At 73.0% G+C, this 24,078-nt stretch carries 21 protein-coding genes and 1 riboswitch; of the genes, 15 read left to right on the forward strand and 6 right to left on the reverse strand.

Annotation, left to right across the window (positions count from 1 at the left end; all coding sequences use genetic code 11):
* Positions 1 to 60 precede the first annotated feature (60 nt).
* Together OG899_RS22615 and OG899_RS22620 are read right to left on the reverse strand one after the other, a co-directional pair.
* Entirely contained in the window at positions 61 to 990 is a 930-nt protein-coding gene (locus tag OG899_RS22615; RefSeq protein ID WP_168130717.1) for an LLM class F420-dependent oxidoreductase, read from the reverse strand.
* Positions 991 to 1,138: 148 nt separating this feature from the next.
* On the reverse strand, positions 1,139 to 1,834 hold the full coding sequence (locus OG899_RS22620; protein WP_168130716.1) for a DUF5995 family protein: 696 nt from the start codon (positions 1,832 to 1,834) through the stop codon (positions 1,139 to 1,141).
* Between the two features lie 246 nt (positions 1,835 to 2,080).
* Between OG899_RS22620 and OG899_RS22625 the strand changes: the two genes are divergently transcribed.
* The 3 genes from OG899_RS22625 (at position 2,081) to OG899_RS22635 (ending at position 6,332) form a co-directional block, all read left to right on the forward strand.
* Positions 2,081 to 3,460: a uracil-xanthine permease family protein gene (locus OG899_RS22625; protein WP_168130715.1), complete on the forward strand. Its 1,380-nt coding sequence runs from the start codon at positions 2,081 to 2,083 to the stop codon at positions 3,458 to 3,460.
* A 178-nt stretch (positions 3,461 to 3,638) separates the two neighbouring features.
* Positions 3,639 to 4,568, forward strand: a complete 930-nt coding sequence (locus OG899_RS22630; RefSeq protein WP_125496065.1) for a LysR family transcriptional regulator — start codon at positions 3,639 to 3,641, stop codon at positions 4,566 to 4,568.
* A gap of 339 nt (positions 4,569 to 4,907) precedes the next feature.
* Complete coding sequence (locus OG899_RS22635; RefSeq protein WP_125496064.1) at positions 4,908 to 6,332, forward strand: FAD-binding oxidoreductase; 1,425 nt, start codon at positions 4,908 to 4,910, stop codon at positions 6,330 to 6,332.
* 71 nt (positions 6,333 to 6,403) lie between these two features.
* Here OG899_RS22635 and OG899_RS22640 read toward each other — a convergent pair whose 3' ends face one another.
* On the reverse strand, positions 6,404 to 7,750 hold the full coding sequence (locus OG899_RS22640) for an MFS transporter (RefSeq protein WP_168130714.1): 1,347 nt from the start codon (positions 7,748 to 7,750) through the stop codon (positions 6,404 to 6,406).
* 386 nt (positions 7,751 to 8,136) lie between these two features.
* Here OG899_RS22640 and OG899_RS22645 point away from each other — a divergent pair, with 386 nt between their 5' ends.
* The gene (locus tag OG899_RS22645) at positions 8,137 to 8,595 is read left to right on the forward strand and encodes a thioesterase family protein (protein ID WP_125496062.1); all 459 of its coding nucleotides are present in this window, start codon (positions 8,137 to 8,139) and stop codon (positions 8,593 to 8,595) included.
* Here the strand turns inward: OG899_RS22645 and OG899_RS22650 are convergent.
* Positions 8,555 to 9,766 (reverse strand): MFS transporter, encoded by a 1,212-nt coding sequence (locus tag OG899_RS22650; RefSeq protein ID WP_125496061.1) that lies wholly within the window; start codon positions 9,764 to 9,766, stop codon positions 8,555 to 8,557. The two genes, OG899_RS22645 and OG899_RS22650, sit on opposite strands and share 41 nt — an antisense overlap.
* A 194-nt stretch (positions 9,767 to 9,960) precedes the next feature.
* On the opposite strand from OG899_RS22650, the gene OG899_RS22655 reads away from it, so the two are divergent.
* The 10 genes from OG899_RS22655 to OG899_RS22700 all read left to right on the forward strand — a co-directional run bounded on the left by OG899_RS22655 (position 9,961) and on the right by OG899_RS22700 (position 19,208).
* Positions 9,961 to 11,256, forward strand: a complete 1,296-nt coding sequence (locus OG899_RS22655) for an ROK family transcriptional regulator (RefSeq protein WP_168130713.1) — start codon at positions 9,961 to 9,963, stop codon at positions 11,254 to 11,256.
* Between the two features lie 213 nt (positions 11,257 to 11,469).
* Positions 11,470 to 11,600: riboswitch (FMN riboswitch) on the forward strand.
* A 160-nt stretch (positions 11,601 to 11,760) separates the two neighbouring features.
* The gene (locus OG899_RS22660; protein WP_125496059.1) at positions 11,761 to 12,369 is read left to right on the forward strand and encodes a riboflavin synthase; all 609 of its coding nucleotides are present in this window, start codon (positions 11,761 to 11,763) and stop codon (positions 12,367 to 12,369) included.
* Positions 12,366 to 13,010 carry a nicotinamide mononucleotide transporter family protein gene (locus tag OG899_RS22665; RefSeq protein ID WP_125496058.1) on the forward strand — a complete coding sequence of 215 codons (645 nt, stop codon included), beginning with the start codon at positions 12,366 to 12,368 and terminating at the stop codon, positions 13,008 to 13,010. Before OG899_RS22660 ends, OG899_RS22665 begins: the two co-directional genes overlap by 4 nt.
* On the forward strand, positions 13,007 to 14,335 hold the full coding sequence (locus OG899_RS22670; RefSeq protein WP_125496057.1) for a bifunctional 3,4-dihydroxy-2-butanone-4-phosphate synthase/GTP cyclohydrolase II: 1,329 nt from the start codon (positions 13,007 to 13,009) through the stop codon (positions 14,333 to 14,335). Before OG899_RS22665 ends, OG899_RS22670 begins: the two co-directional genes overlap by 4 nt.
* An 18-nt stretch (positions 14,336 to 14,353) precedes the next feature.
* Positions 14,354 to 14,839 carry a 6,7-dimethyl-8-ribityllumazine synthase gene (gene ribH / locus OG899_RS22675; protein ID WP_125496056.1) on the forward strand — a complete coding sequence of 162 codons (486 nt, stop codon included), beginning with the start codon at positions 14,354 to 14,356 and terminating at the stop codon, positions 14,837 to 14,839.
* Between the two features lie 34 nt (positions 14,840 to 14,873).
* Positions 14,874 to 15,146, forward strand: coding sequence for a phosphoribosyl-ATP diphosphatase (locus tag OG899_RS22680; RefSeq protein ID WP_125496055.1), 273 nt, complete (start codon positions 14,874 to 14,876; stop codon positions 15,144 to 15,146).
* Positions 15,147 to 15,200: 54 nt separating this feature from the next.
* Positions 15,201 to 16,049 (forward strand): ATP phosphoribosyltransferase, encoded by an 849-nt coding sequence (gene hisG, locus OG899_RS22685; protein WP_125496054.1) that lies wholly within the window; start codon positions 15,201 to 15,203, stop codon positions 16,047 to 16,049.
* A gap of 10 nt (positions 16,050 to 16,059) precedes the next feature.
* Positions 16,060 to 16,527 (forward strand): PH domain-containing protein, encoded by a 468-nt coding sequence (locus OG899_RS22690; RefSeq protein WP_125496053.1) that lies wholly within the window; start codon positions 16,060 to 16,062, stop codon positions 16,525 to 16,527.
* A 252-nt stretch (positions 16,528 to 16,779) separates the two neighbouring features.
* Positions 16,780 to 18,126, forward strand: coding sequence for a hemolysin family protein (locus OG899_RS22695; protein ID WP_125496052.1), 1,347 nt, complete (start codon positions 16,780 to 16,782; stop codon positions 18,124 to 18,126).
* On the forward strand, positions 18,123 to 19,208 hold the full coding sequence (locus OG899_RS22700) for a hemolysin family protein (RefSeq protein WP_125496051.1): 1,086 nt from the start codon (positions 18,123 to 18,125) through the stop codon (positions 19,206 to 19,208). Before OG899_RS22695 ends, OG899_RS22700 begins: the two co-directional genes overlap by 4 nt.
* Positions 19,209 to 19,297: 89 nt before the next feature.
* Here OG899_RS22700 and OG899_RS22705 read toward each other — a convergent pair whose 3' ends face one another.
* A complete protein-coding gene (locus OG899_RS22705; protein WP_125496050.1) occupies positions 19,298 to 21,163 on the reverse strand; it encodes an AAA family ATPase in 1,866 nt (621 codons plus the stop codon).
* 406 nt (positions 21,164 to 21,569) lie between these two features.
* Entirely contained in the window at positions 21,570 to 22,220 is a 651-nt protein-coding gene (locus tag OG899_RS22710) for a uridine kinase (protein ID WP_125496049.1), read from the reverse strand.
* A 377-nt stretch (positions 22,221 to 22,597) separates the two neighbouring features.
* Between OG899_RS22710 and OG899_RS22715 the strand changes: the two genes are divergently transcribed.
* Positions 22,598 to 23,980, forward strand: coding sequence for a peptidase C39 family protein (locus tag OG899_RS22715; RefSeq protein WP_125496048.1), 1,383 nt, complete (start codon positions 22,598 to 22,600; stop codon positions 23,978 to 23,980).
* The last annotated feature ends 98 nt before the right edge of the window (positions 23,981 to 24,078 follow it).

The raw sequence follows: 24,078 nt of genomic DNA on the forward strand, positions 1-24,078 counted from the left end.
GGCCCGCGGGCTGTGCGGGGCGGGCCCGGCGAGGACGTTCCGGGAGCGCGGCGTGCCCGGTCAGACTCCGGCTGCCCGGACCTTCTCGTACACCTCCGCTGCGAGGTCCTTCAGCTCCTCGGCGTCGCGGACCCCGCTCTGCAGGTCCACCAGGATCTCGTCCAGGCCGATGGCCGCGTGGGCGACCACGTCCTCGACGATCTGGTCGGCGCTGCCGTGGAACGGGGGCCGGTCGTCGCCCCGGTGGCCTTCGGGCGTGTAGTGCGCGTTGGTCCGCAGCACCGTGCGGAGCGGCCGCGTGCGACCCCGTTCGGCGGCCAGCTCCTGCAGCGCCTTCCACTGGCGGGCGATGCCGTCCACGCCCGAGGAGACGGGCAGCCAGCCGTCGGCGCGGTCCACCAGACGTTCGCGGGCCTTCCGCGAGCCGGCGGCCAGCAGGATCGGGATGGGGCGGGCCGGCTTGGGCCCGATCGCGGCGGACTCGATCGTGGTGATCCGGCCCCGGTAGCGCACCGGGTCGGGGCCCCACACCGCCCGGCACACGTCGAGCACCTCGTCGAGCACGGACCCGCGCTCCTCGAACGGCCTCACGCCCGTGGCCGCGTACTCGTCCAGGGACCAACCGGTGCCGAGGCCGGCGATCACCCGGCCGCCGCTGGCCGCGTCCAGCGAGGCCAGCGCCTTGGCGAGCTGGAGCGGCAGGTGCAAAGGTGCCACGAGCACGCCACTGCCCAGCTCGACCCGTTCGGTGGCCGCCGCGGCCAAGGCGAGCGTGACGATCGGGTCCGCCACATGCCGATAGGAGTCGGGCCACGGCATGCCCTCGATGCCGTACAGCCCCTGCGTGGCGGGCTCGGGGAACAGGGCCCGCTCGTACACCCACACACTGTCGTAGCCGATGCGTTCCGCGGCGCGCGCCACGTCGGGAACGTCTCTGCCCAGGTGGAATCGATGGTACTGGGGGAGGCCGAGGCCCAGCCGGGTCGCCATGTGCCCTCCTTCGTCATCGAACGTGTCGACGGTGCAACGCAAGGTGACGACGGTGCATTCCCGGGCCTGCCGCGGTCTGCGGCGGATGCGTACCGTCGGTCGTCCGAGTGCCGTACGGGTGCGGCCGCGCGGATCCCTGGCCGCCCGGTCAGGCCGACAGCGGCGTGAGCATCATGCGTCCGGCGAACCCGACGGCCGCGTCCAGCCGCTCGGCGAACTCCTCCGCCAGGTCGGGCAGCCGGCGCAGTGCCCACAGGGCCCGCGCGGCCGACCAGGCGGCGCTGCGGGCCTGCTCCAGACTCCACGCGTCCACCAGATGGGTGAGCGGGTCGGCCAGCTCCAGCAGGTCGGGGCCGGGCATCAGATCCTCGCGGACCCTCTCCTCCAGGGCGACGAGCAGGTCGCCGACCCGGTCGTAGTCGTTCTCCAGATCGGCCGGTTCGCAGTCCAGGGCCCGGCAGGCGTCCACGACGGCCAGGGCCAGGTCGTGACCGATGTGCGCGTTGATGCCGGCCAGTGCGAACTGCAGCGGGCGGATCCCCGGGTGCCGGCGGAACCGGATCAGCGGCCGCCAGCAGGCGGGCGGTCGCCGCCCCGCGTCCGCCGCGTCCACGGCGTCGAGATACCGCACCGCGAAGTGCACGTCCAGCGTCGCGGTGGCCCGCGGGTCCCGGAACCGCCCGGTCGTCAGGCTCCGCGCCACCTCCTCGGTGACGGTGAGGTAGACCCGGTTGAACACCGCGATCCCGTCCCGCTTCGGCAGTGCGGCGTCCAGCGCGCGCATCCGGGCGAGCACGCTGTCCACTGTGTCCGGGCGGCGGATGAGTTGTGCCGATTGCCCCATGCGGGCAGAGTCCCAGGCCCGGCCCGCCTCCGGCTCCTGTCGGCCCCGCACTTCCCCGGATCGGGGGAACCTCGCGCGTGTCGCACTGCCGCGACGGGGCCTCGCACGGCCCTCGGTGCCGTGCGCGCGGCGGCGGGGGTGCCGGACGAGTCGCCGGCCCACGAGGGGCGCACCGCGATCGATTCGGTCAGGTGGCCAGGCGTCTTGTATTTTCGTGCGGCAGTAAAACGAACGGAGCGTTTCCAGATGTCGGGTTTCGGTTGGAAGCTGCACGGCGACGGGCGGCACCTGAATCCGGGTGAGGTCGTCCGGCCGGGAGAGCGGCTCACCTGGACCCGCACGATCGGCCTGGGCGCACAGCACGTCGTCTCCATGATCGGCGCGTGCTTCGTCGCCCCGGTGCTCATGGGCCTCAACCCCAGCCTGGGCCTGATGGCCTCGGGTGTGGCGACCCTGCTGTTCCTGGTGATCACGCGGGGGAGGGTGCCCAGCTATCTGGGGTCGTCGCTCTCCTTCGTCGGAGTCGCCGCCGTCATCGGCAGCCAGGGCGGGGGCCCGGCCGAGCTGACCGGCGCCCTGTTCGTCGTGGGTCTGGCCCTCGCGGTGGTCGGCCTCGTCATCCGGTTCCTCGGCTCGCGGGTGGTCCACGCCGTGCTGCCGCCCGCGGTCACGGGTGCCGTGGTCATGCTGATCGGCTTCAACCTCGCCCCGGTGGCCGCCTCCAGTTACTGGCCGCAGGACCAGTGGACCGCACTCGCCACCCTGCTGTTCACCGGGCTCGCCCTGGTGGTGCTGCGCGGGTTCTGGTCGCGCATCGCGATCTTCCTGGGGCTGGTCTTCGGATACGTCCTGTCCTGGATCCTGGACCTGACCGCGGGCAAGATCCACTCGGTGGACGGCAGCGGCAAGGTGACCGACCACTGGCGTCTGGACCTGACCGCGGTGAAGCAGGCCGCCTGGGTCGGCTTCCCCGACCTGCACGCCCCCGCGTTCAGCGCCTCTGCGATCGTCGTGGCCCTGCCGGTCCTGATCGCGCTCGTCGCGGAGAACACCGGCCACATCAAGGCGGTCGGCGAGATGACGGGCGACCCGCTGGACGACGAACTCGGCACCGCGATCATGGCGGACGGCGCGGCCACCATGGTCTCCACGGTGGCCGGCGGCCCGGCGACGACCACCTACGCGGAGAACATCGGTGTCATGGCCGCCACCCGCGTCTACTCCACCGCGGCCTACCTGTGCGCGGCGTTCTTCGCGCTGCTCTTCGGCCTGTGCCCGAAGTTCGGTGCCTTCGTCGCGGCGATCCCGGGCGGCGTCCTCGGCGGCATCACCGTCATCCTCTACGGCATGATCGGCCTGCTCGGCGCCCAGATCTGGATCCGCAACAAGGTCGACTTCGGCCGTCCCCTCAACCTCATCCCGGCGGCGGCCGGACTGATCGTGGGCATCGGCGGCGTCAGCCTGAAGATCACCGACAACTTCGAGCTGAGCGGCATCGCCCTGGGCACCCTCCTGGTCCTGGTCGGTTACCACAGCCTGCGCTGGCTGTCCAAGGCGGCGGGCACCTACCAGCCCGCCCTGCTGGACGCCGGACTGACCGAGTACGACGACCAGAAGCGGCCGTAGGCGGCGGGGGCCGGTGGTCCCCGTGTCTCCCCGGTTCTCCGGCAGGGCCACGACCGGCGGCTTCTCCGGCCGGCCGTGACACGATGCCGGTCACGCGGGTACGGGACGGTTAGGAGGCGTCCACGCACCGCGGTGACGCCCTCGCTGGAGGGCCTGCCGGTCCCTACAATCCGCCGCCATGGAGCTGAGGCAGCTGGAGTACTTCGTGGCGGTCGCCGAGGAGGCGAACTTCACCCGGGCGGCGGAACGCGTCCACATCAGCCAGTCCGGCGTGAGCGCCCAGGTGAAGCAGCTGGAGCGGGAGCTGGGCGCCGTGCTGATCGACCGGTCCGGACGCACCGCGGGCCTGACCGCCGCCGGACGTGCCGCGCTCGGCCACGCCCGTGCCGCGCTCGCCTCGGCCGAGTCCCTGCGCCGGGCGGTCGACGAGGTCAAGGGCCTGATACGCGGACGGATCGTCGTCGGCACCGTGCCGGCCTGCCCGGTGACCCCGCTGTTCGACGCGCTGTCCGGCTTCCACCGGGACCACCCCGAAGTGGAGATCACCCTCGTGGAGGACGCCTCCGACCGCCTGCTGGACCGGCTGGGCACGGGAGCCGCCGATCTGGTCCTGACGGGCTGCGCCGGAGGCCCGCCGGCCGGCCACCACTCCCACACGATCATCAGCGAACCGCCGGTCCTCGCCGTGCCCCAGGACCATCCCCTGGCCGGGCTGCCCCGGGTGACCTTGGCCGATCTCGCGGAGCACCGGCTGATCTGCATGCCCCGGGGCACAGGAGTGCGCACGGCCTTCGACGAGGCGTGCGCGCGGGCGGGAGTGCGCTGCACCGTGGAACTCCAGGCCAGTGCCCCCTCGGCGGTGGCGGACCTGGCGATCCGGGGCTTGGGGGCGGCCGTCCTCACCCCGTCCATCGCCGACAGCCACGCCCCCTGGCTCACCTGGCGCCGTATCGAGGGAGCGGACATCCCGGCGCTGCTCTGTCTGGTGTGGGCCGGCACCGACAACCCCGCCGTGGAACGCCTGCTGGACCACTGCCGTCGTACCTTCGCCGAGCCGCCCGCGGAGTCTGCCACGCCTGCGGCGGATGCCGGCGTCACGGCGGGGTGACGGAACGGGAGTCGTCGGCCGCGGCCCGGGCTTCTCCCCGAGCCGGTGGTTCTCGACCGCCCCGCGCTGCCGGCCGGGCGGTTCCAGCGCGTGGGCGCGGCGGAACGGGTGATGTGCGAACCCGGGCGCCACCGGACCGGAGCATCTGCGGGGCTTGGAGGAGCGCGCGGCCATCGGCGCGCCGGTGCGTTACGCCGCGGACCTGACGCAGTGGCCGGAGAACCAGAAGCAAGAGTTCTGGACGTCATCCGAATCATGCGTTGGACGTGAGGTGTCCGGCTCCACGACGATGCCTGCGAAGCACCTCGCCTTCGTCATCCACGCAGGGGACTCCCACAGATGACTCATGTCTCGACGACTCATGCCTCCGCGGGCTCGCAGCCCGTACCGACCCCGTCGTCCGGTGTGCGGCGCGAGCTGGCGCGACGCGTGAGCGGGCCGGTCCTGCTGCCCGGCGACGACGGCTACGACGCCGAGCGCATCGGCTACCAGACCCTCGTCGCGCACCGTCCCGCCGTGGTGGTGGGCGCCACCGGCGCGGAGGACGTCCGCCTGGCGGTGGAGTTCGCCGCCGCGCACGCTCTGCCGGTCGCGGTGCAGGCCACCGGGCACAGTCCGCATCCGGCCGCCGACGGTGGTGTGCTCGTCACCACCGGACGGATGGCGGGCGTCCGGGTCGACCCCGTGGCGCGTACCGCCCGCATCGAGGCCGGCGTGCGGTGGCAGCAGGTCCTGGAGGCGACCGTGCCCCACGGCCTCGCCCCGCTCAACGGCAGCGCGCCCGGTGTCGGCGCCGTGTCCTACACACTCGGCGGCGGTCTCGGGCTGCTGGCCCGGCGCTACGGCTGGGCCGCCGACCATGTGCGGTCGATCGACCTGGTCACCGCGGAGGGCAAGGCCGTCACCGTCACGGCGGAGAGCGACCCGGAGCTGTTCTGGGCACTGCGCGGCGGCCGGGACAACTTCGGTGTCGTCACCGGCATGGAGATCGGCCTCTTCCCCGTCACCCGGCTGTACGGGGGCGGCCTGTACTTCCCCGGCGAGCGGGCGCGGGAGGTGCTGGAGGCCTACCGCGACTGGACCCGGACCGTGCCCGACGAGACGACCTCGTCGATCGCGCTCGTTCCCCTGCCGCCGAGGCCGTCGCTGCCGGAGGCGATCCGCGGCAGGTACGTGGTCCACGTCCGCATCGCCCACCTGGGCACCGCGGCTCATGGCGAGGAACTCGTGGCGCCGCTGCGCGCCCTCGGCCCGCGGCTGCTCGACACGGTCGCGGACATGCCGTACGCCCGGTGCGGCGCCATCCACGGCGATCCGCCGTTCCCGATGGGGTACGTCGCGGACAACGTGCTGCTCCGGGAGTTCGGCGAGGACACCGCGGACCTCGTGCTCGACCTGCTGGGCCCCGCCGCGCCGGTGACGGCGATCGTCGAGATCCGTCATCTCGGCGGTGCGCTCGCCGCCCAGCCGGCGGTGCCCAATGCCGTCGGGCACCGCGACGCCGCCTATCTGCTGGGCGTGCTGTCCCGGGTGGGGGAGGGCGACGATCCCGCCGGGTTCACGGCGGCCCACGACCGGCTGCTGACGGCACTGGCCCCGCTGACGGCAGGGCGTGCGCTGAACTTCCTGTACGGGGCCGATGCCCGGACCGTCCGGGCCGCCTACGAGGAGGACGACTACCGGCGCCTGCGCGCGCTGAAGGCCGCGCACGACCCGCACAACCGCTTCCGCGGCAACCACAACATTCCTCCGGCGAGCAGCTGATGCGGAGTCGGACGCGACCGAGGGGCAGACAACCACCGAGGGGCAGGGAACCTTCGACAGCGCGCCGGCCCTCACCCGGCGGTCCGCGCCGCCTGGGCCGTGTCCGCGCCGGTGCCGCCCGTGTGCAGACCGTCGGTGAAGTCGTGGTCCCGGGTCTCCGGCAGGGCGAGCACGCACAGCAGGCTCACCACGCCGAGCCCCATCAGGACGAGACAGACCGGCACCGTGGAGTGCGTGGACGCCCACAGACTCGTGGCGATCAGCGGCACGACGCCGCCTCCGACGATGCCGGAGGCGCTGTAGGCGAGCGAGGCACCCGAGTAGCGGTACCGCACCCGGAACAGCTCGGGCAGGTACGCCCCCATCGGCCCGTACAGCATCGCGAAGCACAGCAGACCGCCGGTGAACCCGAGCGTGAGCAGCACCGGGTTGCGCGTGTCCAGCAGGGCGAACAGGGGGAACGCCCACACGATCACGCAGACGGCTGCCGCCGCGCTCAGCCGGCGGCGGCCCCAGCCGTCCGACCGGACCGCGAACACGAGCGTGCCGACGCCCATCACGAAGGCCGCGACGAGCAGGCCGACGAGAAGGGTGGTGCGCTCGATGCCGAGCGAGGACGTGCCGAGGGAGAGGCAGAAGGTGGTGACGGTGTAGAAGAGGGCGTGCGCGAGGACGAACGACAGGGTCGACAGCAGCAGGACCCGCGGCTGCCTGCGCAGCAGTTCGAACAACGGCACCTTGGCCCGTTCCGTCCGGTCCACAGCGGCCTGGAAGACCGGGGTCTCCGCGATCTTCATACGGATGTAGAAGCCCACCACCAGCAGCACGGAGGAGAACAGGAACGGGATGCGCCAGCCGTAGGAGACGAAGTCACCGGCCGGCATCACGGAGCTCAGCACGAGGAAGAAGCCGTTGCCGAGGATGAAACCGAGGGCAGGTCCGAGCTGCGGGAACGCCGAGTACAGCCCGCGTTTGCCCGGTGGCGCGTACTCGGTGGACAGCAGCACCGCGCCGCCCCACTCGCCGCCGAGCCCGATGCCCTGCACACAGCGCAGCACGACCAGCAGGACCGGCGCCCAGATCCCGATCGCCGAGTAGCCGGGGACCAGACCGACCGCGACCGTCGACAGCCCCATCATCAACAGGGAGACGACCAGCATCGACTTGCGCCCGATCCGGTCGCCCCAGTGCCCGAACAGGACCGCCCCGACCGGGCGGGCGACGAACCCCACGGCGAAGGACCCCAGCGACGCCAGCACGCCGGCCGTCTCGGACACCGTCGGGAAGAACACCTTCCCGAACACCAGGGCGGTGGCCGTTCCGTAGATGTAGAAGTCGTAGAACTCGATGGCGGTTCCGATGCAGCTGGCGGTCGCGATGCGCGACCGCGACACCTCGCTGCGAGGCGCTGGGTTCATGGGGGACTCCAGGACTCGGCGACGACGAGCAGCAGTGCTGCTCCACGGCTGGGTGCGTCCACGGCTGTGGGGCAAAGGGAGTTCGGCCGCCGGGAGTGCCGGCAGGACAGCGGGGGCGGTCGTGGCCGCCAGGTGGGGGACGCCCGCGGGGGGCTGTCCGGCGGTTGACCGGACAGCGTGCCCGAGCTGCCGCTTGTGGCGGTGAGACGCGGCTCGGCACGGCGAGATCGTACGGGGAGTGATGCGTGGCGTACACCGTGCGCCCGACGCCGGGCGGGGTCTGCCGTGCCTGCCGCCGACGGGGCGGCTCCCTCCGGTCGGCGCACCTGAGCGGCTGCTTAGTATGGCGGGGTACCAGTCTTCCACCAGCAGCACAGGAGTCCCGCGTGACCGCCGAAGCACCCGTCGCCCCCGCCCTGTCGTACGGGCGGCTGATCCCCGTCACCGTCCACTTCGACGACCTGGACGCGCTCGGGCTGCTGCACAACGCGCGCTACCCGCTGCTGGTGGAGCGGGCCTGGTCCCGGCTGTGGCAGGAGCACGGCCTGGGCTTCACGGGCGACTGGACGGCGGCCGGCGACGCCTGCAACGCGGTCAAGGAACTGCGCATCACCTACGAGTCCCCCGTCACCCGGCCCGGCGAGTACGCCGTCCACCTGTGGCTCGACCGGCTCGGCACCACCGGGCTGACCTACGGCTTCCGGTTCTGCTCCGCCGACGGCGCGCACACCTACGCGCACGGCACCCGGGTCCTGGTCCGGCTGGACGCGGACACCCTGCGTCCGGCCCCCTGGAGCGAGGAGTTCAGGGCCGCGGGCCGGGAACTTCTGCGGAACGCTGACTGACCACCGGCCGGCTCCGGTCGCCGGGCCGCAGCACCCCGGCGAAGCCGGCCACCCCGCACGCCAGCAGCGTCACCAGCGAGAACGACGCCACCAGGCCGGCCGCCTGGGCGAGCCCGCCGATCGCGCTCGGCGCGATCAGCCCCGAGGTGTAGGTGACGGTCGCCACGCCCGCGATCGCCTGACTGGGATTCGGGCCGCTGCGCCCGGCCGCCGCGAAGCACAGCGGCACCACCACGGCGATCCCGAGGCCCAGCAGCCCGAAACCGCACATCGCCATGGCCGGATGGTCCGCCAGCACCACGAGCAGCCCGCCGAGAACGGCCAGCACCCCGCTCGCCCGCACCGTGCGCACCGAGCCGAACCGGTCCACCACCCGGTCGCCCGCGAACCGGGCCGCCGCCATGGTGAGCGTGAAGCCCGTGGTGCAGGCCGCCGCCAGCCCGGCCGAGGTGTGCAGCCGGTCGTGCAGATACACCGCCGACCAGTCCAGGCTCGCGCCCTCGCCGAAGACCGCGCAGAACCCGACAGCACCGATCAGCAGCGCCGACCTCGGCGGCAGCGCGAACCTGGGCGGCGGCTCCTCGTCCGCGCCCGGCGTGACGTCCAGCACCCAGGTGCAGGCCACCAGCCCCAGCACGGTGAGCACACCGGCCGCCAGGGCGTGATGCAGACGGGCGTCCGAGCCGAGGTGTGCGGCGAGCGTGCCGCCCGCCGAGCCGATCAGTGCGCCCGCGCTCCACATGCCGTGCAGCCCCGACATGATCGAGCGGCCCAGCCGGTTCTCCACCTCCACGCCCAGGGCGTTCATCGCCACGTCCGCCATGCCCGAGGAGGCGCCGTAGACGAACAGCGCCGCGCACAGGGTGAGCAGATTCGGGCTGAGGGAGGGCAGGACGAGACTGAGCGTCCACAGGGCGAGCAGTCCGCGCAGGGCGGTGCGGGCACCGAAACGGTGGCTGATGCCGCCGGCCAGCGGCATCGCCACGGACGCGCCGAGGGCGGGGAAAGCGAGCGCGAGGCCGAGTTGCCCGGCGCTGACGGAGGCGTGGTCCTGGATCCACGGCACCCGGGTGGCGAACGACCCGGTGACGGCCCCGTGCACCGCGAACACGGCGGCCACGGCGTACCGTGCGCGCCGTACCTGGCGCTGCTGTTCGACCCCTGCGCTCATGCTCAGGCCCCTCCCCGGATCGCGGGCGTCCACGCGTGCGGCGGCGCGGGCCGTGCCCCGGGAGGCGGGTGCCCGGGTCCCCGCGCCGTCACGCCGCGTAAACTATCAGGAACCCTGCCTGATAGAAAGAGGGCAGAAGAGAGGGAGAGGCGGTCGCCGTCGCGCGGCCCACCGGATCTGGGAGGATTCCCGGCATGCCCGCATCCCCGAGCACCGCCCGGGTCATCAACGACCGGCTCGCTCTGCGCCTGCTGCAGCAGCGCGGACCGCTCACGGCCGGGCAGCTCAAACAGCTCACCGGTCTGTCCCGGCCGACGGTCGCCGACCTGGTCGACCGCCTGACCGCGGCCGGTCTGATCACCGTGGTGGGGGAGTCCGACCAGCAACGGCGCGGACCGAACGCCCGGCTGTACGGCATCGCCGCCGACCGCGCCCAGCTCGCCGCCCTCGACGTGCGCACCGACGGCGTGACGGTGACCGTGGCCGACCTGCTCGGCCGGGAACTGACCCGGGCCGCCGCCCCGATCGCCACCGACACCGCCACCGGCCCCGCCGTGGAACAGGCCGTCGCCCTGGTGGAACGGGCGGTGCGCGGGGCCCGGGCCGAGCGGCTGCACACCCTCACGGTCGGCGCGCCCGGCCTGATCGACCCCGCCACCGGCGAACTGCGCGACTCCTCCGGCCTGCCCGTGTGGCACCGCCGGCTGGTGGGAGTGCTGCAGCACAGGCTGCCCGGCACCCGGGTCGTCGTGGAGAACGAGACCAACCTCGCCGCGCTCGCCGAACAGCGCGACGGCGCGGCACGCGACCGGGACACCTTCGTCCTGCTGTGGCTCGGCGGAGGCACGGGCGCGGCCGTGATCCTGGACGGCACCCTGCGCCGGGGCGCCTCCGGCGGCGCGGGCGAGATCGGTTTCCTGCCGGTGCCGGGCACCTCGGGGCTGCCCTCCGCCACGGATTGCGAGGGCGGCTTCCACCAGCTGGCCTCGGCACCGGCGGTGATGGACCTGGCGGCGGAGCACCGGATCGCCGGCCACGCCTTTGACAAGCCGCAGGCCCGCGGCGCCGCGGACGCGGCCGGCCTGGTGGGGCACGCGGTACGGCTGGCCGCCGGGCAGGCGCGGGCCGAGGCGGACGGGACGGCACCGGGCGGGCCGCCGGAGGCCGACGGCACCGGGAACGCGGCGCGCTTCCTGGAGGCGCTCGCCGACCGTCTCGCCCTCGGCGTCGCCTCCGTCGCGGCCGTCCTGGACCCCGGCTGTGTGGTCCTCGGCGGGGAGATCGGGCAGGCCGGCGGGGACGCGCTCGCCGCGCGGGTGGAGGAACGGGTGGCCCGGCTCTCGCCGCTGCGCACCGAGGTGCGGGCGAGCGTTCTCGGGGGCGCCGCCGTGCTGCGCGGCGCCCTGCTCACCGCCCGCGACAGCGCTCAGGAGGACCTGGCCACCCCGCCCGGTGTCGACCCCGACTCCTCGTCAGGACAGGGGAGTTGACCTGACCGGTCGGTCCGCCCGGACCCGGTCGCCCGCCTGTCGCAGGGGCGGCAGGCCGGACACGGGCCGTGGACGCGAACCGGCGGCGGGCGGCAGCGCGCGGGCGGCGACCGCGGGCACCGGACGCACGCCGACTGCGCTCTGTGAGCGACCACACACCGGTCACCTGTCTGGACGCCGACCGGGCGTGGCACACTTGCCCTGTAGCTGAAGCAGCGCACTCCGGGGTCGGTGAAAGTCCGAACCGGCGGTGAAAGTCCGCGACCCGGCCGCGTCCAGCGGTCGGTTGACCAGGTGGAATTCCTGGACCGACGGTGAAAGTCCGGATGGGAGGCAGTGCGCGGCGGGCGGGCACACATCTGTGTGGACGCCGCCGTTCGCGGGTGCGCCCTCACGGGCGTCCTCCGTCGCGGCGCCGTTCGCCCCGAGTGTCCTCGCCCGTGTTCTCTGTCGTCCGTCGACAGCCCCGGAGTCCGTGCCCGAGGAGGCAGGAGGACCCGGGAAGTGTTCACCGGAATCGTCGAAGAGCTGGGCGAGGTCACCGCCGTCGAGGACCTCGGCGACGCCGCCCGTTTCCGGCTCCGCGGCCCCGTCGTGACCCAGGGCGCCCGGCACGGCGACTCCATCGCCGTCAACGGGGTCTGTCTCACCGTCGTCGACCACGAGGGCGACGAGTTCACCGCCGACGTCATGGCGGAGACCCTCAAACGCTCCAGCCTCGGCGTCCTCACCGTCGGATCCCGGGTCAACCTCGAACGCCCCACCGCCGTCGGTGCCCGCCTGGGCGGCCACATCGTGCAGGGCCACGTCGACGGCACCGGCACGATCCTCGAGCGCACCCCCTCCGAGCACTGGGAGGTCGTGAGGATCTCCCTGCCCGCTCACCTCGCCCGCTATGTCGTGCAGAAGGGCTCCATCACCGTCGACGGCATCAGCCTCACCGTCGTCGAGGCCGGCGAGGACTTCTTCACCGTCAGCCTCATCCCCACCACCCTCGCCCTGACCACCCTCGGTCTCAAGCAGCCCGGCGACCCCGTCAACCTCGAGGTCGACGTCGTCGCCAAGTACGTCGAACGGCTGCTCGGTGACCGCGTGCAGGGAGCCGACCGGTGAACTGGCTCAACTCGGAGGCCTTCACCCTCCTCGGCCAGCACATCAAGTGGTCCGACATGACCGGCAACGTCATCGGCCTGCTCGGCCTGGCGTTCGGCTGGCGGCGGTCCCTGTGGAGCTGGCCCACCCAGTTCCTGTCCGGCCTGATCCTCTTCGCCGCGTTCGCCACCGCCCACCTGTCCGGCAGCGCCGGCAAGCAGGTCGTCGTCATGGCCGTGGCCGTCTACGGCTGGTGGCACTGGAGGCGCGGCAGCGGGCAGGCGGAGGACGGTCACATCGCCGTCCGGTTCGCCACCTGGCGCGAGCGGGCGGCCCTGCTGGCGGCCGCCGCCGTCGGCACCCTCGCCGTCGCCGGGCTGTTCCACGCCTACCCGTCGCTGTCCTGGGACCCCTGGCCCGACGCCTACATCTTCGTCGGCACCGTCGTCGCCATGTACGCCCAGGCGCACGGCATGGTCGAGTTCTGGTTCGCCTGGCTGCTCGTCGACGCCGTCGGCGTCCCGCTCAACTTCGCCCATGGCTTCGCCTTCTCCGGCTTCGTCTACGTCATCTACGGCGCGCTCGTCCTGTGGGGCATGCGCGACTGGTGGCTGCGCTCGCGCCGGAGCGCACAGCCCGTCCCGGAAGGAGCGCCCGCATGACCGCGGCACCCGTCCTCTGCAGCACCGACCAACTCGCGGACATCACCCTCGACCCGGTCGAGCAGGCCGTCGCCGACATCGCCGCCGGCCGCCCGGTCGTGGTCGTCGACGACGAGAACCGCGAGAACGAAGGCGACCTCGTCGTCGCCGCCGAGAAGGTCACCGACGAGATCGTGGCCTTCATGATGAGCGCCTGCCGCGGCCTGATCTGCGCCCCCATGACCGGGGACGAACTCGACCGGCTGAACCTCCCTCAGATGGTCGAGGACAACACCGAGTCGATGCGGACCGCGTTCACCGTCTCCGTGGACGCCGCCGCCGGGCACGGCGTCACCACCGGCATCTCCGCCGCCGACCGCGCCACCACCCTGCGCCTGCTGGCGAGCGGCACCGCACAGCCGGACGACTTCGTCCGCCCCGGCCATGTCTTCCCGCTGCGCGCCCGGCCCGGCGGCGTGCTAGAACGCGACGGCCACACCGAGGCCGCCGTCGACCTCGCCCGGCTCGCCGGACTGCGCCCGGCCGGCGCGATCGTGGAGATCGCCGGGGACGACGGGCGCATGCTGCGCCTGCCCGAGCTGTTCGTCTTCGCCCGCGAACACGGCCTGACGATCATCTCCATCGAGGACCTCGTCGCCTACCGCCGCTCCCGCGAGCACCCGGCCCCGGCCGGGCAGGGCGACGGCACGGACACACCCGCCGTGCGCCGCGAGGCCGAGGTGCACCTGCCCACCCGGCACGGCACCTTCACCGCCCACGGCTACCGCGCCACCGCCGACGGCGTCGAGCACATCGCCCTCGTCCACGGCGACCTCAAAGACGGCGAGGACGTCCTGGTGCGGATGCACTCCGAGTGCCTCACCGGCGACGTGTTCGGCTCGCTGCGCTGCGACTGCGGCCCCCAGCTCGACGCCTCCCTGGAACGCATCCGGCGCGAGGGCAGGGGAGTGGTGGTCTACCTGCGCGGACACGAGGGGCGCGGCATCGGGCTGCTGTCCAAGCTGCGCGCCTACGAGCTGCAGGAACGCGGCCGGGACACCCTCGACGCCAACCTGGAACTCGGCCTGCCCGCCGACGCCCGCGACTACGGTGCCGGCGCCGAGATCCTCAAGGACCTCGGGGTCGCGAGCGTACGGCTGATGACCAACAACCCCGACAAGACCGAGGCGCTGCTGCGCCACGGCATCAAGGTCACCGGACGGGTACCGATGCCCGTGCAGGCCGGTGAGCACAACCTCCGCTACCTGCGCACCAAGCGGGACCGGATGGGCCATGACCTGCCCTGGCTGGACGCGGCATCCGCCTCCACCTGCGGCAATCAGTGACGACACACGAGGAGAGACGTGAGCGGCAAGGGTGCACCGGAGCTGTCGGTACGGAACGTCGGAGACCTCAGGGTCGCCGTCGTCGCGGCGCAGTGGCACGAGAAGGTGATGGACGGCCTGGTCGACGGCGCCCTGCGCGCCCTGCACGAGCTGGGCATCGACGAACCGACCCTGCTCAGGGTCCCCGGCAGCTTCGAGCTGCCGGTGGTGGCCAAGGTGCTGGCCGGCCGGGGCTACGACGCGATCGTCGCCCTCGGCGTCGTCATCCGCGGCGGCACCCCGCACTTCGACTACGTCTGCCAGGGCGTCACCCAGGGCCTCACCCAGGTGGCCGTCGACACCGGCGTGCCGGTCGGTTTCGGCGTGCTCACCTGCGACACCGAGGAGCAGGCCCTGGACCGGGCAGGACTGGAGGGATCCAGCGAGGACAAGGGCCACGAGGCGGTCACCGCGGCGGTGGCGACGGCCGCCACGCTGCGCTCGGTCTCCGAGCCCTGGCGCTGACCGGCGGGGCGGACCGCGTAGGGTTAGGACCACCATGTCCAAGAAGACGTTCGAGGAGCTGTTCGCCGAGCTCCAGCACAAGGCCGCCCACGGCGACCCCGCCACCTCCCGCACGGCCGAACTGGTCGGCAAGGGAGTCCACGCCATCGGCAAGAAGGTCGTCGAGGAGGCCGCCGAGGTCTGGATGGCGGCCGAGTACGAGGGCAAGGAGGCGGCCGCCGAGGAGATCTCCCAGCTGCTGTACCACGTCCAGGTGATGATGGTCGCCCGCGGCATCTCCCTCGACGACGTCTACGCCCACCTGTGACCCACCTGCTGTAAAAAGCTGTAACAACCCCCTCACGCAAAGGAAGCCGACCTCATGCTGCGCATCGCCGTCCCCAACAAGGGTTCACTCTCCGGCCCTGCGGCGGACATGCTGCATGAGGCCGGCTACCGGCAGCGCCGCGAGTCCAAGGAACTGCGCATCGTCGACCCGGTGAACGAGGTGGAGTTCTTCTACCTCCGCCCCCGCGACATCGCGATCTACGTCTCCTCCGGCCGCCTCGACATCGGCATCACCGGCCGCGACCTGCTGATCGACTCCGGAGCCGGCGCCGAGGAGATCCTCGCCCTCGGCTTCGCCCGCTCCACCTTCCGCTACGCCGCCAAGCCGGGCACGGCCGGTGGCATCGGCGACCTGAACGGCAGGACGATCGCCACCTCCTACGAGGGCATCGTCGCCAAGCACCTCGCCGACAACGGCATCGACGCCTCCGTCGTCCACCTCGACGGCGCCGTGGAGACCGCCATCGAACTGGGCGTCGCCGAGGTCATCGCCGACGTCGTCGAGACCGGCACCTCGCTGCGCAACGCCGGCCTGGAGCCCTTCGGCGAGCCGATCATGACGTCCGAGGCGATCGTCGTGCGCCGTACCGGCGCGGACGCCGAGGACCCCAAGGTGCAGCGCTTCCTGCGCCGCCTGCAGGGCGTCCTGGTGGCCCGGACGTACGTGATGATGGACTACGACTGCCGGGTCGAGCAGCTGGAGAAGGCCGTGGCGCTCACCCCCGGCCTGGAGTCCCCGACCGTCTCCCCGCTGCACAACGAGGGCTGGGTCGCCGTGCGCGCCATGGTCCCCGCCAAGGACGCCCAGCGGATCATGGACGACCTGTACGCCATCGGCGCCCGCGCCATCCTCACCACGGCCATCCACGCCTGCCGCCTGTGAAGGACGAGCGATGTCCGACCTGCCCGCACTTCCCGTCACCTTCCGGCCGGGGCACGTCCGCGCGGTCCTGCTGACGGCCGCGGTCGCCCTCTTCGTGGTGATCACGGCCGTCGCCCTGCTGCTGGACCCGCTCAGCCCCGGTGAGCGCCTCAGCTTCGTCCTCACCGCCGCGCTGATCTCCGCCGTGCTGGTCCTGCTCTCCCGGCCCAAGGTGGTCGCGGACGACTCCGGCGTCACCGTGGTCAACATCGCCAGCAGCCGCCGGCTGGCCTGGCCGGAGATCCTCCAGGTGAACCTCCGCACGGGTGACCCGTGGGTCTTCCTCGACCTCAGCGACGGCACCAGCCTGCCCGCGCTCGGCATCCAGCCCGGCATCGCGCGCAAGCGCGCTCTCGCCGACGCCCGGGCCCTGCGCGCCCTCGTCGAGGCCCGCTCGCTGCACGACCCCGAGCCGTCCCGCGACACGCCCCGGGGCTGAACCAGGGTCCGTCTCAGGGAAGGGTCCGGGGCCTTCGCCCTGACGCATTCGCCGCGGTCTTGATTAATCTGGGGGGCGGAAGCGCGTCCACCGCGCTTCCGCCCCTGTGCGCGCCCGGCGCCAGGGGCTCCTGCTACCCGAGGAGTGACTCCCTCCGGCGATGGACGGATCGTCCTGCAGTACCTGCGCCGCCCCCAGCCGACATAGCGCGGAACCCACCGAGGTCCGCGCCCGTGCCCGGGCGGCGGCATCATGACCATCCCCCTGCTGCTCCTGGCAGCTGCCTTCCTGCTGATCCTCGCCAACGGTTTCTTCGTCGCCGCCGAGTTCGGCCTGGTCACGGTCGAACGGCAGGACGCCGAACAGGCCGCCGCCGACGGCGACCGACGCGCCCGCCGGGTCGTCGAGTCGCTGGGCGAGCTGTCCTTCCAGCTGTCCGGCACCCAGCTCGGCATCACCATCACCTCCCTGGTGGTCGGCATGCTGGCGGAACCGGCCCTGGCCGACCTGCTGCGCGGACCCTTCGCCGCCGTCGGCATACCCGACGGGGCGGTGTCCGGGACCGCCGTGGTGGTGGGCATGCTGCTCGCCTCCGCGTTGCAGATGGTGATCGGCGAGCTGGTGCCCAAGAACTGGGCGGTGTCCCGGCCGCTGCAGGTCGCGCGGTTCGTCGCCGGCCCGCAGCACGTCTTCTCGCGGCTGTTCCGCCCGGTGATCAGCGCGCTCAACACGGTCGCCAACCGGCTGGTGCGCATGCTCGGCGTGGAACCCGCCGACGAGCTGGCCTCCGCCCGCACCCCCGCCGAGCTGGTCTCCCTGGCCCGGCACTCGGCACAGGCCGGCGCCCTGGAGGAGGACACCGCCGACCTGTTCGTCCGCACCCTGTACCTGGGCGAGCTGACCGCACAGCACGTGATGACCCCGCGGGTGAAGGTCAGCGCCCTGCAGTCCTCGGCGACCGCCGAGGACGTGGTGAACCTCACCCGGGCCACCGGCCTGTCCCGCTTCCCGGTCTACCGGGAGCGGATCGACGAGGTCGTCGGCATGGTCCACCTCAAGGACGCCCTCGCCGTCCCGGCCCACGAGCGGCTGCGCACCCCCGTGGGCCGCATCGCCCGCCGGGCGCTGCTGGTGCCCGAGACGCTGCCGGTGCGGCCGCTGCTGGCCCGGCTGCGCAGCGAGCAGCCCATCGCGGTCGTCGTCGACGAGTACGGCGGCACCGCGGGCGTGGTCACCCTGGAGGACGTCGTCGAGGAACTGGTGGGCGAGGTCCGGGACGAGCACGACGCCAAGGACGTGCCGGAACTGGCCCCCGCCCCGCCCGAGGACGGCCGGCCCGCCTGGGACGTCGACGGCGGCTGCCGGGTCGACGTGCTGCGGCGCATCGGCCTTCAGGCTCCCGAGGGCCCCTACGAGACCGTCGCCGGCCTGGTCGCCGACCTGCTCGGCCGTATCCCGGCCCCCGGTGACAAGGCGGAGCTGCCCGGCTGGCGGCTGTCCGTGCGCCAGGTCGGCCACTACCGCGCCGAGCGGGTCCGCGTGGTCCGCACCGCACCGGCGGCCGAGACCGCCGCGTCCCTGGCGGAGGCCGCCCGATGAGCGTGCTGCAACTCGTACTCGCCGCGCTGCTCGTGCTGGCAAACGGTTTCTTCGTCGGTGCCGAGTTCGCGTTGGTCTCCGTCCGCCGCAGCCAGATCGAACCGCTCGGCACCGCCCGAGCCCGCCAGGTGCTCTACGGCCTCGAGCGGCTGCCGCAGATGATGGCGGCCGCCCAGTTCGGCATCACCGTCTGCTCGCTGACGCTCGGCGCCGTCGCCGAACCCACGGTGGCGCACCTGCTGGAGCCGGTGTTCACCTGGCTCCACCTGCCCGAAGGCATGATCCATCCGCTGGGCTACGTCATCGCGCTCGCCGCCGTGGTCTTCTTCCACCTGGTGGTGGGCGAGATGGTGCCGAAGAACCTGGCCATGGCCGCCCCGGAGAAGGCCGCGCTGTGGCTCAGCCCCGGCCTGGTCGCCTTCGCCCGGCTGTGCAAGCCGGTCACCGTGGCGCTCGGCGCCTGCGCCCAAGGCGTCCTGCGTCTGTTCCGCGTCGAGCCGAAGGACGAGGTCGAGGCGGTCTTCACCAGCGAACAGCTCAACCGTCTGGTGGAGGACTCCGGGCAGGCGGGTCTGCTGGACCCGGAGGAGCAGCAGCGCCTGGAGGACGCCCTGGAGCTGGGCTCCCGCCCGGTCATGGACGTGGTGCTGGGCCGCGAGGACCTGGTGACGGTCAGTCCCTCGGTGACCCCCGGGGAGATCGTGGAGCTGACCGCGCGCACCGGTTACTCGCGGTTCCCCGTCTGCGCCGACAGCGGGGCCTTCATGGGCTACCTGCACGTCAAGGACGTCCTCGACCTGGAGGACTCCGACCGGGCCGTCCCGCAGCACATCTGGCGTCCGATGACGACGCTGCGCTCCGAGCTGCCGCTGGACGACGCCCTGACCGTGATGCGCCGCGCCGCCACCCATCTGGCCCAGGTCGCGGACGCCTCCGGGCGGGTGCTGGGCGTGGTGGCCCTGGAGGACGTGCTGGAGCTGCTGGTCGGCGAGGTACGGGACCCGGCGCACCGGGTCACGTCGGAGATCCGCCTGACCGGCCCGCGCGAGACCGACGAGCCGGAGCAGGTGCTGGCGACCTGAGCGCCGTCCACGGATGGCACGCCCGCGGGCAGCGACCGCAACCCGGCCGCTGCCCGCGGGCGTTGCGTCCGGCTCCGCGGCGAGGGGGTTCAGGCGCCCTGGGGGTCCTGCGGTCCCCGGCCCGACAGCACCTCGCCGTAGGCCTGCATCAGGTCCGGCAGCCGCAGCGTGGCCAGGTCCTCACGGGTCAGCGGGCCCGCGCAGGAGGACAGCCGCAGATCCCGGTAGGCGCAGCTCTTCTCGTACAGCGTGCGCAGGAACCTTCCGTTGCCCAGCTCGTCGATCCACCCCTGGTCGACCACGTGCGTGGCGATCGAGGACAGCTCCTCCAGCGCCTCCTCGTCCCACTGGTCGCCGTTCTCCGCGGCGAGCACCTTGCCGATCTCGGTCAGTTCGTGCGGGCGGTAGGACGGGAAGTCGATGCGGGTGGTGAAGCGGGAGGACAGCCCCGGGTTGGCGGCCAGCAGCCGGTCCATGCCCTCCGGGTAGCCGGCCAGGATCACCACCAGGTGGTCGCGGTTGTCCTCGGCACGTTTGAGCAGCACCTGCAGTGCCTCGTCGCCGTAGGCGTCGCCCTTGCCGTAGCCGGCGTTCGACAGCGCGTACGCCTCGTCGACGAAGAGGACGCCGCCGATCGCGGAGTCGATCAGCTCGTTGGCCTTCACGGCGGTCTGCCCCAGGTACTCTCCGACCAGGTCGGCCCGCTGGGCCTCCACCAGGTGGTCGCCGCCGAGCAGTCCGAGGGCGTAGAAGACGCGGCCGAGGATGCGGGCGACCGTGGTCTTGCCCGTGCCGGAGGGCCCGGAGAACACGAAGTGCCGCTTGGGCGGCTGCACGGGCAGCCCCTGACCGGCCCGCAGCCGGGCCATGTTCAGCTGTGCGGACAGCGCCTTGACCTGCCGTTTGACCGGTTCCAGACCCACCATGCGCTCCAGCTCGGCGAGCGCCTGTTCGAGCAGGGCGGGGTCGGTCGGGCCGGTCGGCAGCGAAGCGGCCGGTGAGGAGGAGCGTTCCCGCACGCGCGGCGGGGTGAGCGGGGGCAGGGCGGCGGAGCCCGGGAAGGCGCCGTCGCCGCCTTCCGCCGCGCGGCCCTCGGTGCCGACCGGCGGGTCGAGGGTGTCCGGCCCGTCCGCGGTCTCCTGGCCGGTGCCGGACAGGGTGACCGTCGCGAGGTCGCCGCCGTCGCCGTATCCGTCGGACTCGGTGATCGCCGCGAGCCGTGCGGCGGTGTCCATGAACGCCGGGTCGACCCGGTGCACCGCCCGGTACAGCGGGAGCGCGGCGGCGCTGCGTCCGGTGCCCTCGTGGGCCCGGGCCAGCCAGTACCGCAGTTCCTTGCGCTGCGGCTGCTCGCTGCGGCAGCGCATCAGCGCCGCCGACAGCAGCGGCTCGGCCTGGCTGTACATCTCCAGCCGCACCCGCGCCATGCCGCCGAACAGGCCGGCCTCGATGCCCAGCACCGGGTCGTCGACCAGCGGATCGGTGTGCCGGACCAGCTCCTCCCAGTCCTTGACCAGGTAGGCGCGGCAGGCGTGCAGGAACCGTACCTGGGGATCGGTGTCCACCGGCGGCAGCCCGGCCAGCGCACGGTCCAGCTCGGGCACATGACGCCCGTCCAGCCAGTGCGAGGCGTGCGCCAGCAGCAGATCCCGGGGGGTCTCCAGCACCGGCTGCACCCACCAGCCCAGCCAGTACCAGGAGTTGAGGGTGCGGCCGTGCCGGGCCCGTTGCTCGCCGAACCGGTCCCGGTGCCGGAACATCTTCAGCAGCGCGGTCGTGGTGTCGACGCGCAGCGCGTGCAGCCCCAGCCAGGCGTCGGCCATCCCGGGGTCCATCCGCACCGCCGCGCGGAATTCCTCCTCCGCCTGCGGATAGGCGCCCATGGTGTAGGCGTCCACGCCCCGCAGCCAGGCAAGATCGGCCGGGGCCTGGTGGCCCTGCGCGCCGAAGTCCATCCCGTCCCCCACACGAACCCGTGCCCCCGTTGGTCGGCCACCGGGCGGTCGCCCGATGGCTGCCGTCGGCCGAACCGCTGTTGCGCGGACCGGAGTTGCAGGTGCGCGAAGCAGCCGTTCGAAGGTCGCACCGAGGGCATGGTACCCGCGGGGTGCCCGCCCGCCGAAGGGTGCGGTACGGGGCGTTCGACGAGGTGGAAGCAGACACGAGCGCCCCGCGCTCGGTGACCGAGGGTGATCGGACGACGCCGTGCGGCGCCCCGGAGGAGGGGCCGGGACAGAACGAAGCCCCCGGTCACGGGGGAACAACCGGGGGCTTCGTGTCTTCGAGCGGTCCCACGATGACCGCACATTGAGAACGTAAGGCCTGTACGGCCCCCCGGTCAAGCGAAGTTGGGGGACTGGCTCAGGTTCCCCCGTGCGGGTCTTCACATGTCCCACACCTTGCCGACGGGTCCTCACGGTGCGTGACCAAAAGCCCGGGTCCGAGCCGTCCGGAAGACCCCGGCAGCACCTCGTACCCCTGCTCGGTCTGCCGCACCAGCAGGTCGGCGAACGGGCGGGAAGGATCTCCGGCGAAGTGCCGGCGCTCCGCCTCGGTCCACCCGGACCAGAACTCCCGCTGCTCCTCGCCGTCACGGGCCCGCCCCCGCGCCCAGGCCTCCTCGCGCGGCAGGTCCATCCACAGCAGCCCGGCCAGGTACGGCCGCAGCGTCCGGCGGCCCGCACCCACACCCTCGACCAGGATCACCGGCGCCGGCGGCAGCGCACGTGGGGACCCGAAGCACCGGGCGCGCCAGTCGTAGGGGCGGTACCGGGCGGTCGCGCCCCGCCCCAGCGGTGCGATCACCTCGTCGAGCAGCCGCCCGTCCCAGGCAAACAGCTCCTCGTGGCAGGCGATGTCGTCCAGATGCAGCACGGGCGCGCCGCCCAGTGCGGCCGCCAGCCGCCCGGCGAAGGTCGACTTCCCCGAGCCCGCGTGGCCGTCGACGCCCACGAGCCGCACGGGACCCACGGACGGTGCGAGACGGCGCAGACGGCGGGCGAGGACGTGGATGGCGGGTTCCTGACGGGACGTGCGAGGCGGACGGTGCCTGCGGGCGGTTCCTGACGGGGACGTGGGGCGGAGGGGGCTGGACGAGGGACGTGGAGCGGAGGGTTCCTGGCGATGACGTGGGACGGAGGGCTCCCGACGGGCGCACTTGGCGGACGACGGAATTCCGCCCACAGTCTACGGCCGCCCCTCCGGCCCGGGCGGGCGCGCCCGACCGATCACGGTGCCCGCCCAGGCGCACCATCGGTCCAGACCAATAACGGAGAGCGTGGCATGGCCCGAAGTACTGGCAGGACCCGTCGCGCGCCGCCATAGTGGGCGCATCGCCGTGCACGGACCGCCCTCCGCCCCGACTCGGACACCTGGGGGTTCCACCACCCATGAGCACAGTCGACCAGCCGTCCCGCAGATCCGTCCTGACCGCCGCGGTCGTGGCCGCCGTGGCCGGTGCCACGGCCCCGGCGGCCGCCGCCGCAGCCGCCCCGTCCGGCGCCCCCGCCCCGGCGGGCGGCGCCCGCTCCGGTTCCGCCCGCCCGATCGACTACCACGCCTGGACCGGCTTCGCGGACTGGCGCAGCGGCACCGCCCACGGCACCCGCCCGCGCGCCGGAGCCCGCCCCGGCCTCGAACTCGCCACGCCCGCCGGCACCACCGACTACACCGACCCGCACACCGGGAAGACCGCCACCTGGGAGTACGCCATCTGGACGAGCCCGGTGCACCGGCTGCCCGTGCCCGCCACCGAGGCCGTCGTCTCGTGGAACGCCCAGACCCCGGCCGGCACCTGGCTCCAGGTCGAACTGCAGGGCACCTACACGGACGGCACCGCCACCCCCTGGTACGTCATGGGCCGCTGGGCCGCCGGCGACCAGGACATCAAGCGGACCAGCGTCGACGGCCAGAAGGACGGCAGGAGTTCGGTCTGGACGGACACCTTCTCCGTCGACGACCCGTCCACCGGGCTGCGTCTGGCCTCCTACCGGCTGCGCCTGACGCTGTATCGCAGGCCCGGCACCCGGCTCACCCCCGTGGTCCACCGGATCGGCGCGATGGGCTCCGACATCCCCGACCGCTTCACCGTCCCCGCCTCCGTCCCCGGCGGCACCGCCCGGGAACTGAGCGTCCCCCGGTACTCGCAGGAGATCCACAAGGGCCAGTACCCCGAGTACGACAACGGCGGCGAGGCCTGGTGCAGCCCCACCTCCTCGCAGATGGTCGTCGAGTACTGGGGAGGCCGGCTCACCCCCGAACAGCTGTCCTGGGTGGACCCGTCCTACGCCGACCCGCAGGTCTGCCACGCGGCCCGCTCCACCTACGACCACCAGTACGGCGGGTGCGGCAACTGGCCCTTCAACGCCGCCTACGCGGCCACCTTCGACGGTCTGCAGGGCGTGGTGACCCGGCTCGCCTCTCTCACCGAGGCCGAGACCCTGATCGCCGCCGGCATCCCGGTGATCACCTCGCAGTCCTTCCTCAAGACCGAGCTGACCGGCGCCGGTTACGGCACCTCGGGACATCTGATGGCGATCGTCGGCTTCACCAAGGACGGCGACGTCGTCGCCAACGACCCGGCCTCGCCCAGCGACGAGGCGGTCCGGCGGGTCTACCGGCGCCGCGAGTTCGAGACCGTCTGGCTGCGCACCAAGCGCCACGACGCCGACGGCAAGGTCAGAAGCGGCTCGGGAGGCATCTGCTACCTCTACTTCCCGGCCCGCCCGACCCCGGAGCAGCGCCGCGCGCTGGAGAGCGTGGGAGTGCGCTGACGGTGCGGCTCGCGGACGTGCGCCGTGCGACCTCGCGCCGACGCTCCGCGTCGTCGTCACGGCGTGCGTCCCGTCAGCCGGGCCGACCTTCCGCAGCA

The sequence above is a fragment of the Streptomyces thermoviolaceus genome (genome assembly GCF_045209695.1).
GTDB classification, from domain to species: domain Bacteria; phylum Actinomycetota; class Actinomycetes; order Streptomycetales; family Streptomycetaceae; genus Streptomyces; species Streptomyces thermoviolaceus.

Coding starts and splice junctions, on each gene's coding strand:
- OG899_RS22700 (WP_125496051.1), top strand. CDS start 18,123: ATGAGCGTGCTGCAACTCGTACTCGCCGCGCTGCTCGTGCTGGCAAAC.
- hisG (WP_125496054.1), top strand. CDS start 15,201: ATGCTGCGCATCGCCGTCCCCAACAAGGGTTCACTCTCCGGCCCTGCG.
- OG899_RS22670 (WP_125496057.1), top strand. CDS start 13,007: ATGACCGCGGCACCCGTCCTCTGCAGCACCGACCAACTCGCGGACATC.
- OG899_RS22695 (WP_125496052.1), top strand. CDS start 16,780: ATGACCATCCCCCTGCTGCTCCTGGCAGCTGCCTTCCTGCTGATCCTC.
- OG899_RS22635 (WP_125496064.1), top strand. CDS start 4,908: ATGACTCATGTCTCGACGACTCATGCCTCCGCGGGCTCGCAGCCCGTA.
- OG899_RS22640 (WP_168130714.1), bottom strand. CDS start 7,750: ATGAACCCAGCGCCTCGCAGCGAGGTGTCGCGGTCGCGCATCGCGACC.
- OG899_RS22615 (WP_168130717.1), bottom strand. CDS start 990: ATGGCGACCCGGCTGGGCCTCGGCCTCCCCCAGTACCATCGATTCCAC.
- OG899_RS22680 (WP_125496055.1), top strand. CDS start 14,874: ATGTCCAAGAAGACGTTCGAGGAGCTGTTCGCCGAGCTCCAGCACAAG.
- OG899_RS22630 (WP_125496065.1), top strand. CDS start 3,639: ATGGAGCTGAGGCAGCTGGAGTACTTCGTGGCGGTCGCCGAGGAGGCG.
- OG899_RS22625 (WP_168130715.1), top strand. CDS start 2,081: ATGTCGGGTTTCGGTTGGAAGCTGCACGGCGACGGGCGGCACCTGAAT.
- OG899_RS22705 (WP_125496050.1), bottom strand. CDS start 21,163: ATGGACTTCGGCGCGCAGGGCCACCAGGCCCCGGCCGATCTTGCCTGG.
- OG899_RS22655 (WP_168130713.1), top strand. CDS start 9,961: ATGCCCGCATCCCCGAGCACCGCCCGGGTCATCAACGACCGGCTCGCT.
- OG899_RS22715 (WP_125496048.1), top strand. CDS start 22,598: ATGAGCACAGTCGACCAGCCGTCCCGCAGATCCGTCCTGACCGCCGCG.
- OG899_RS22620 (WP_168130716.1), bottom strand. CDS start 1,834: ATGGGGCAATCGGCACAACTCATCCGCCGCCCGGACACAGTGGACAGC.
- OG899_RS22650 (WP_125496061.1), bottom strand. CDS start 9,766: ATGAGCGCAGGGGTCGAACAGCAGCGCCAGGTACGGCGCGCACGGTAC.
- OG899_RS22690 (WP_125496053.1), top strand. CDS start 16,060: ATGTCCGACCTGCCCGCACTTCCCGTCACCTTCCGGCCGGGGCACGTC.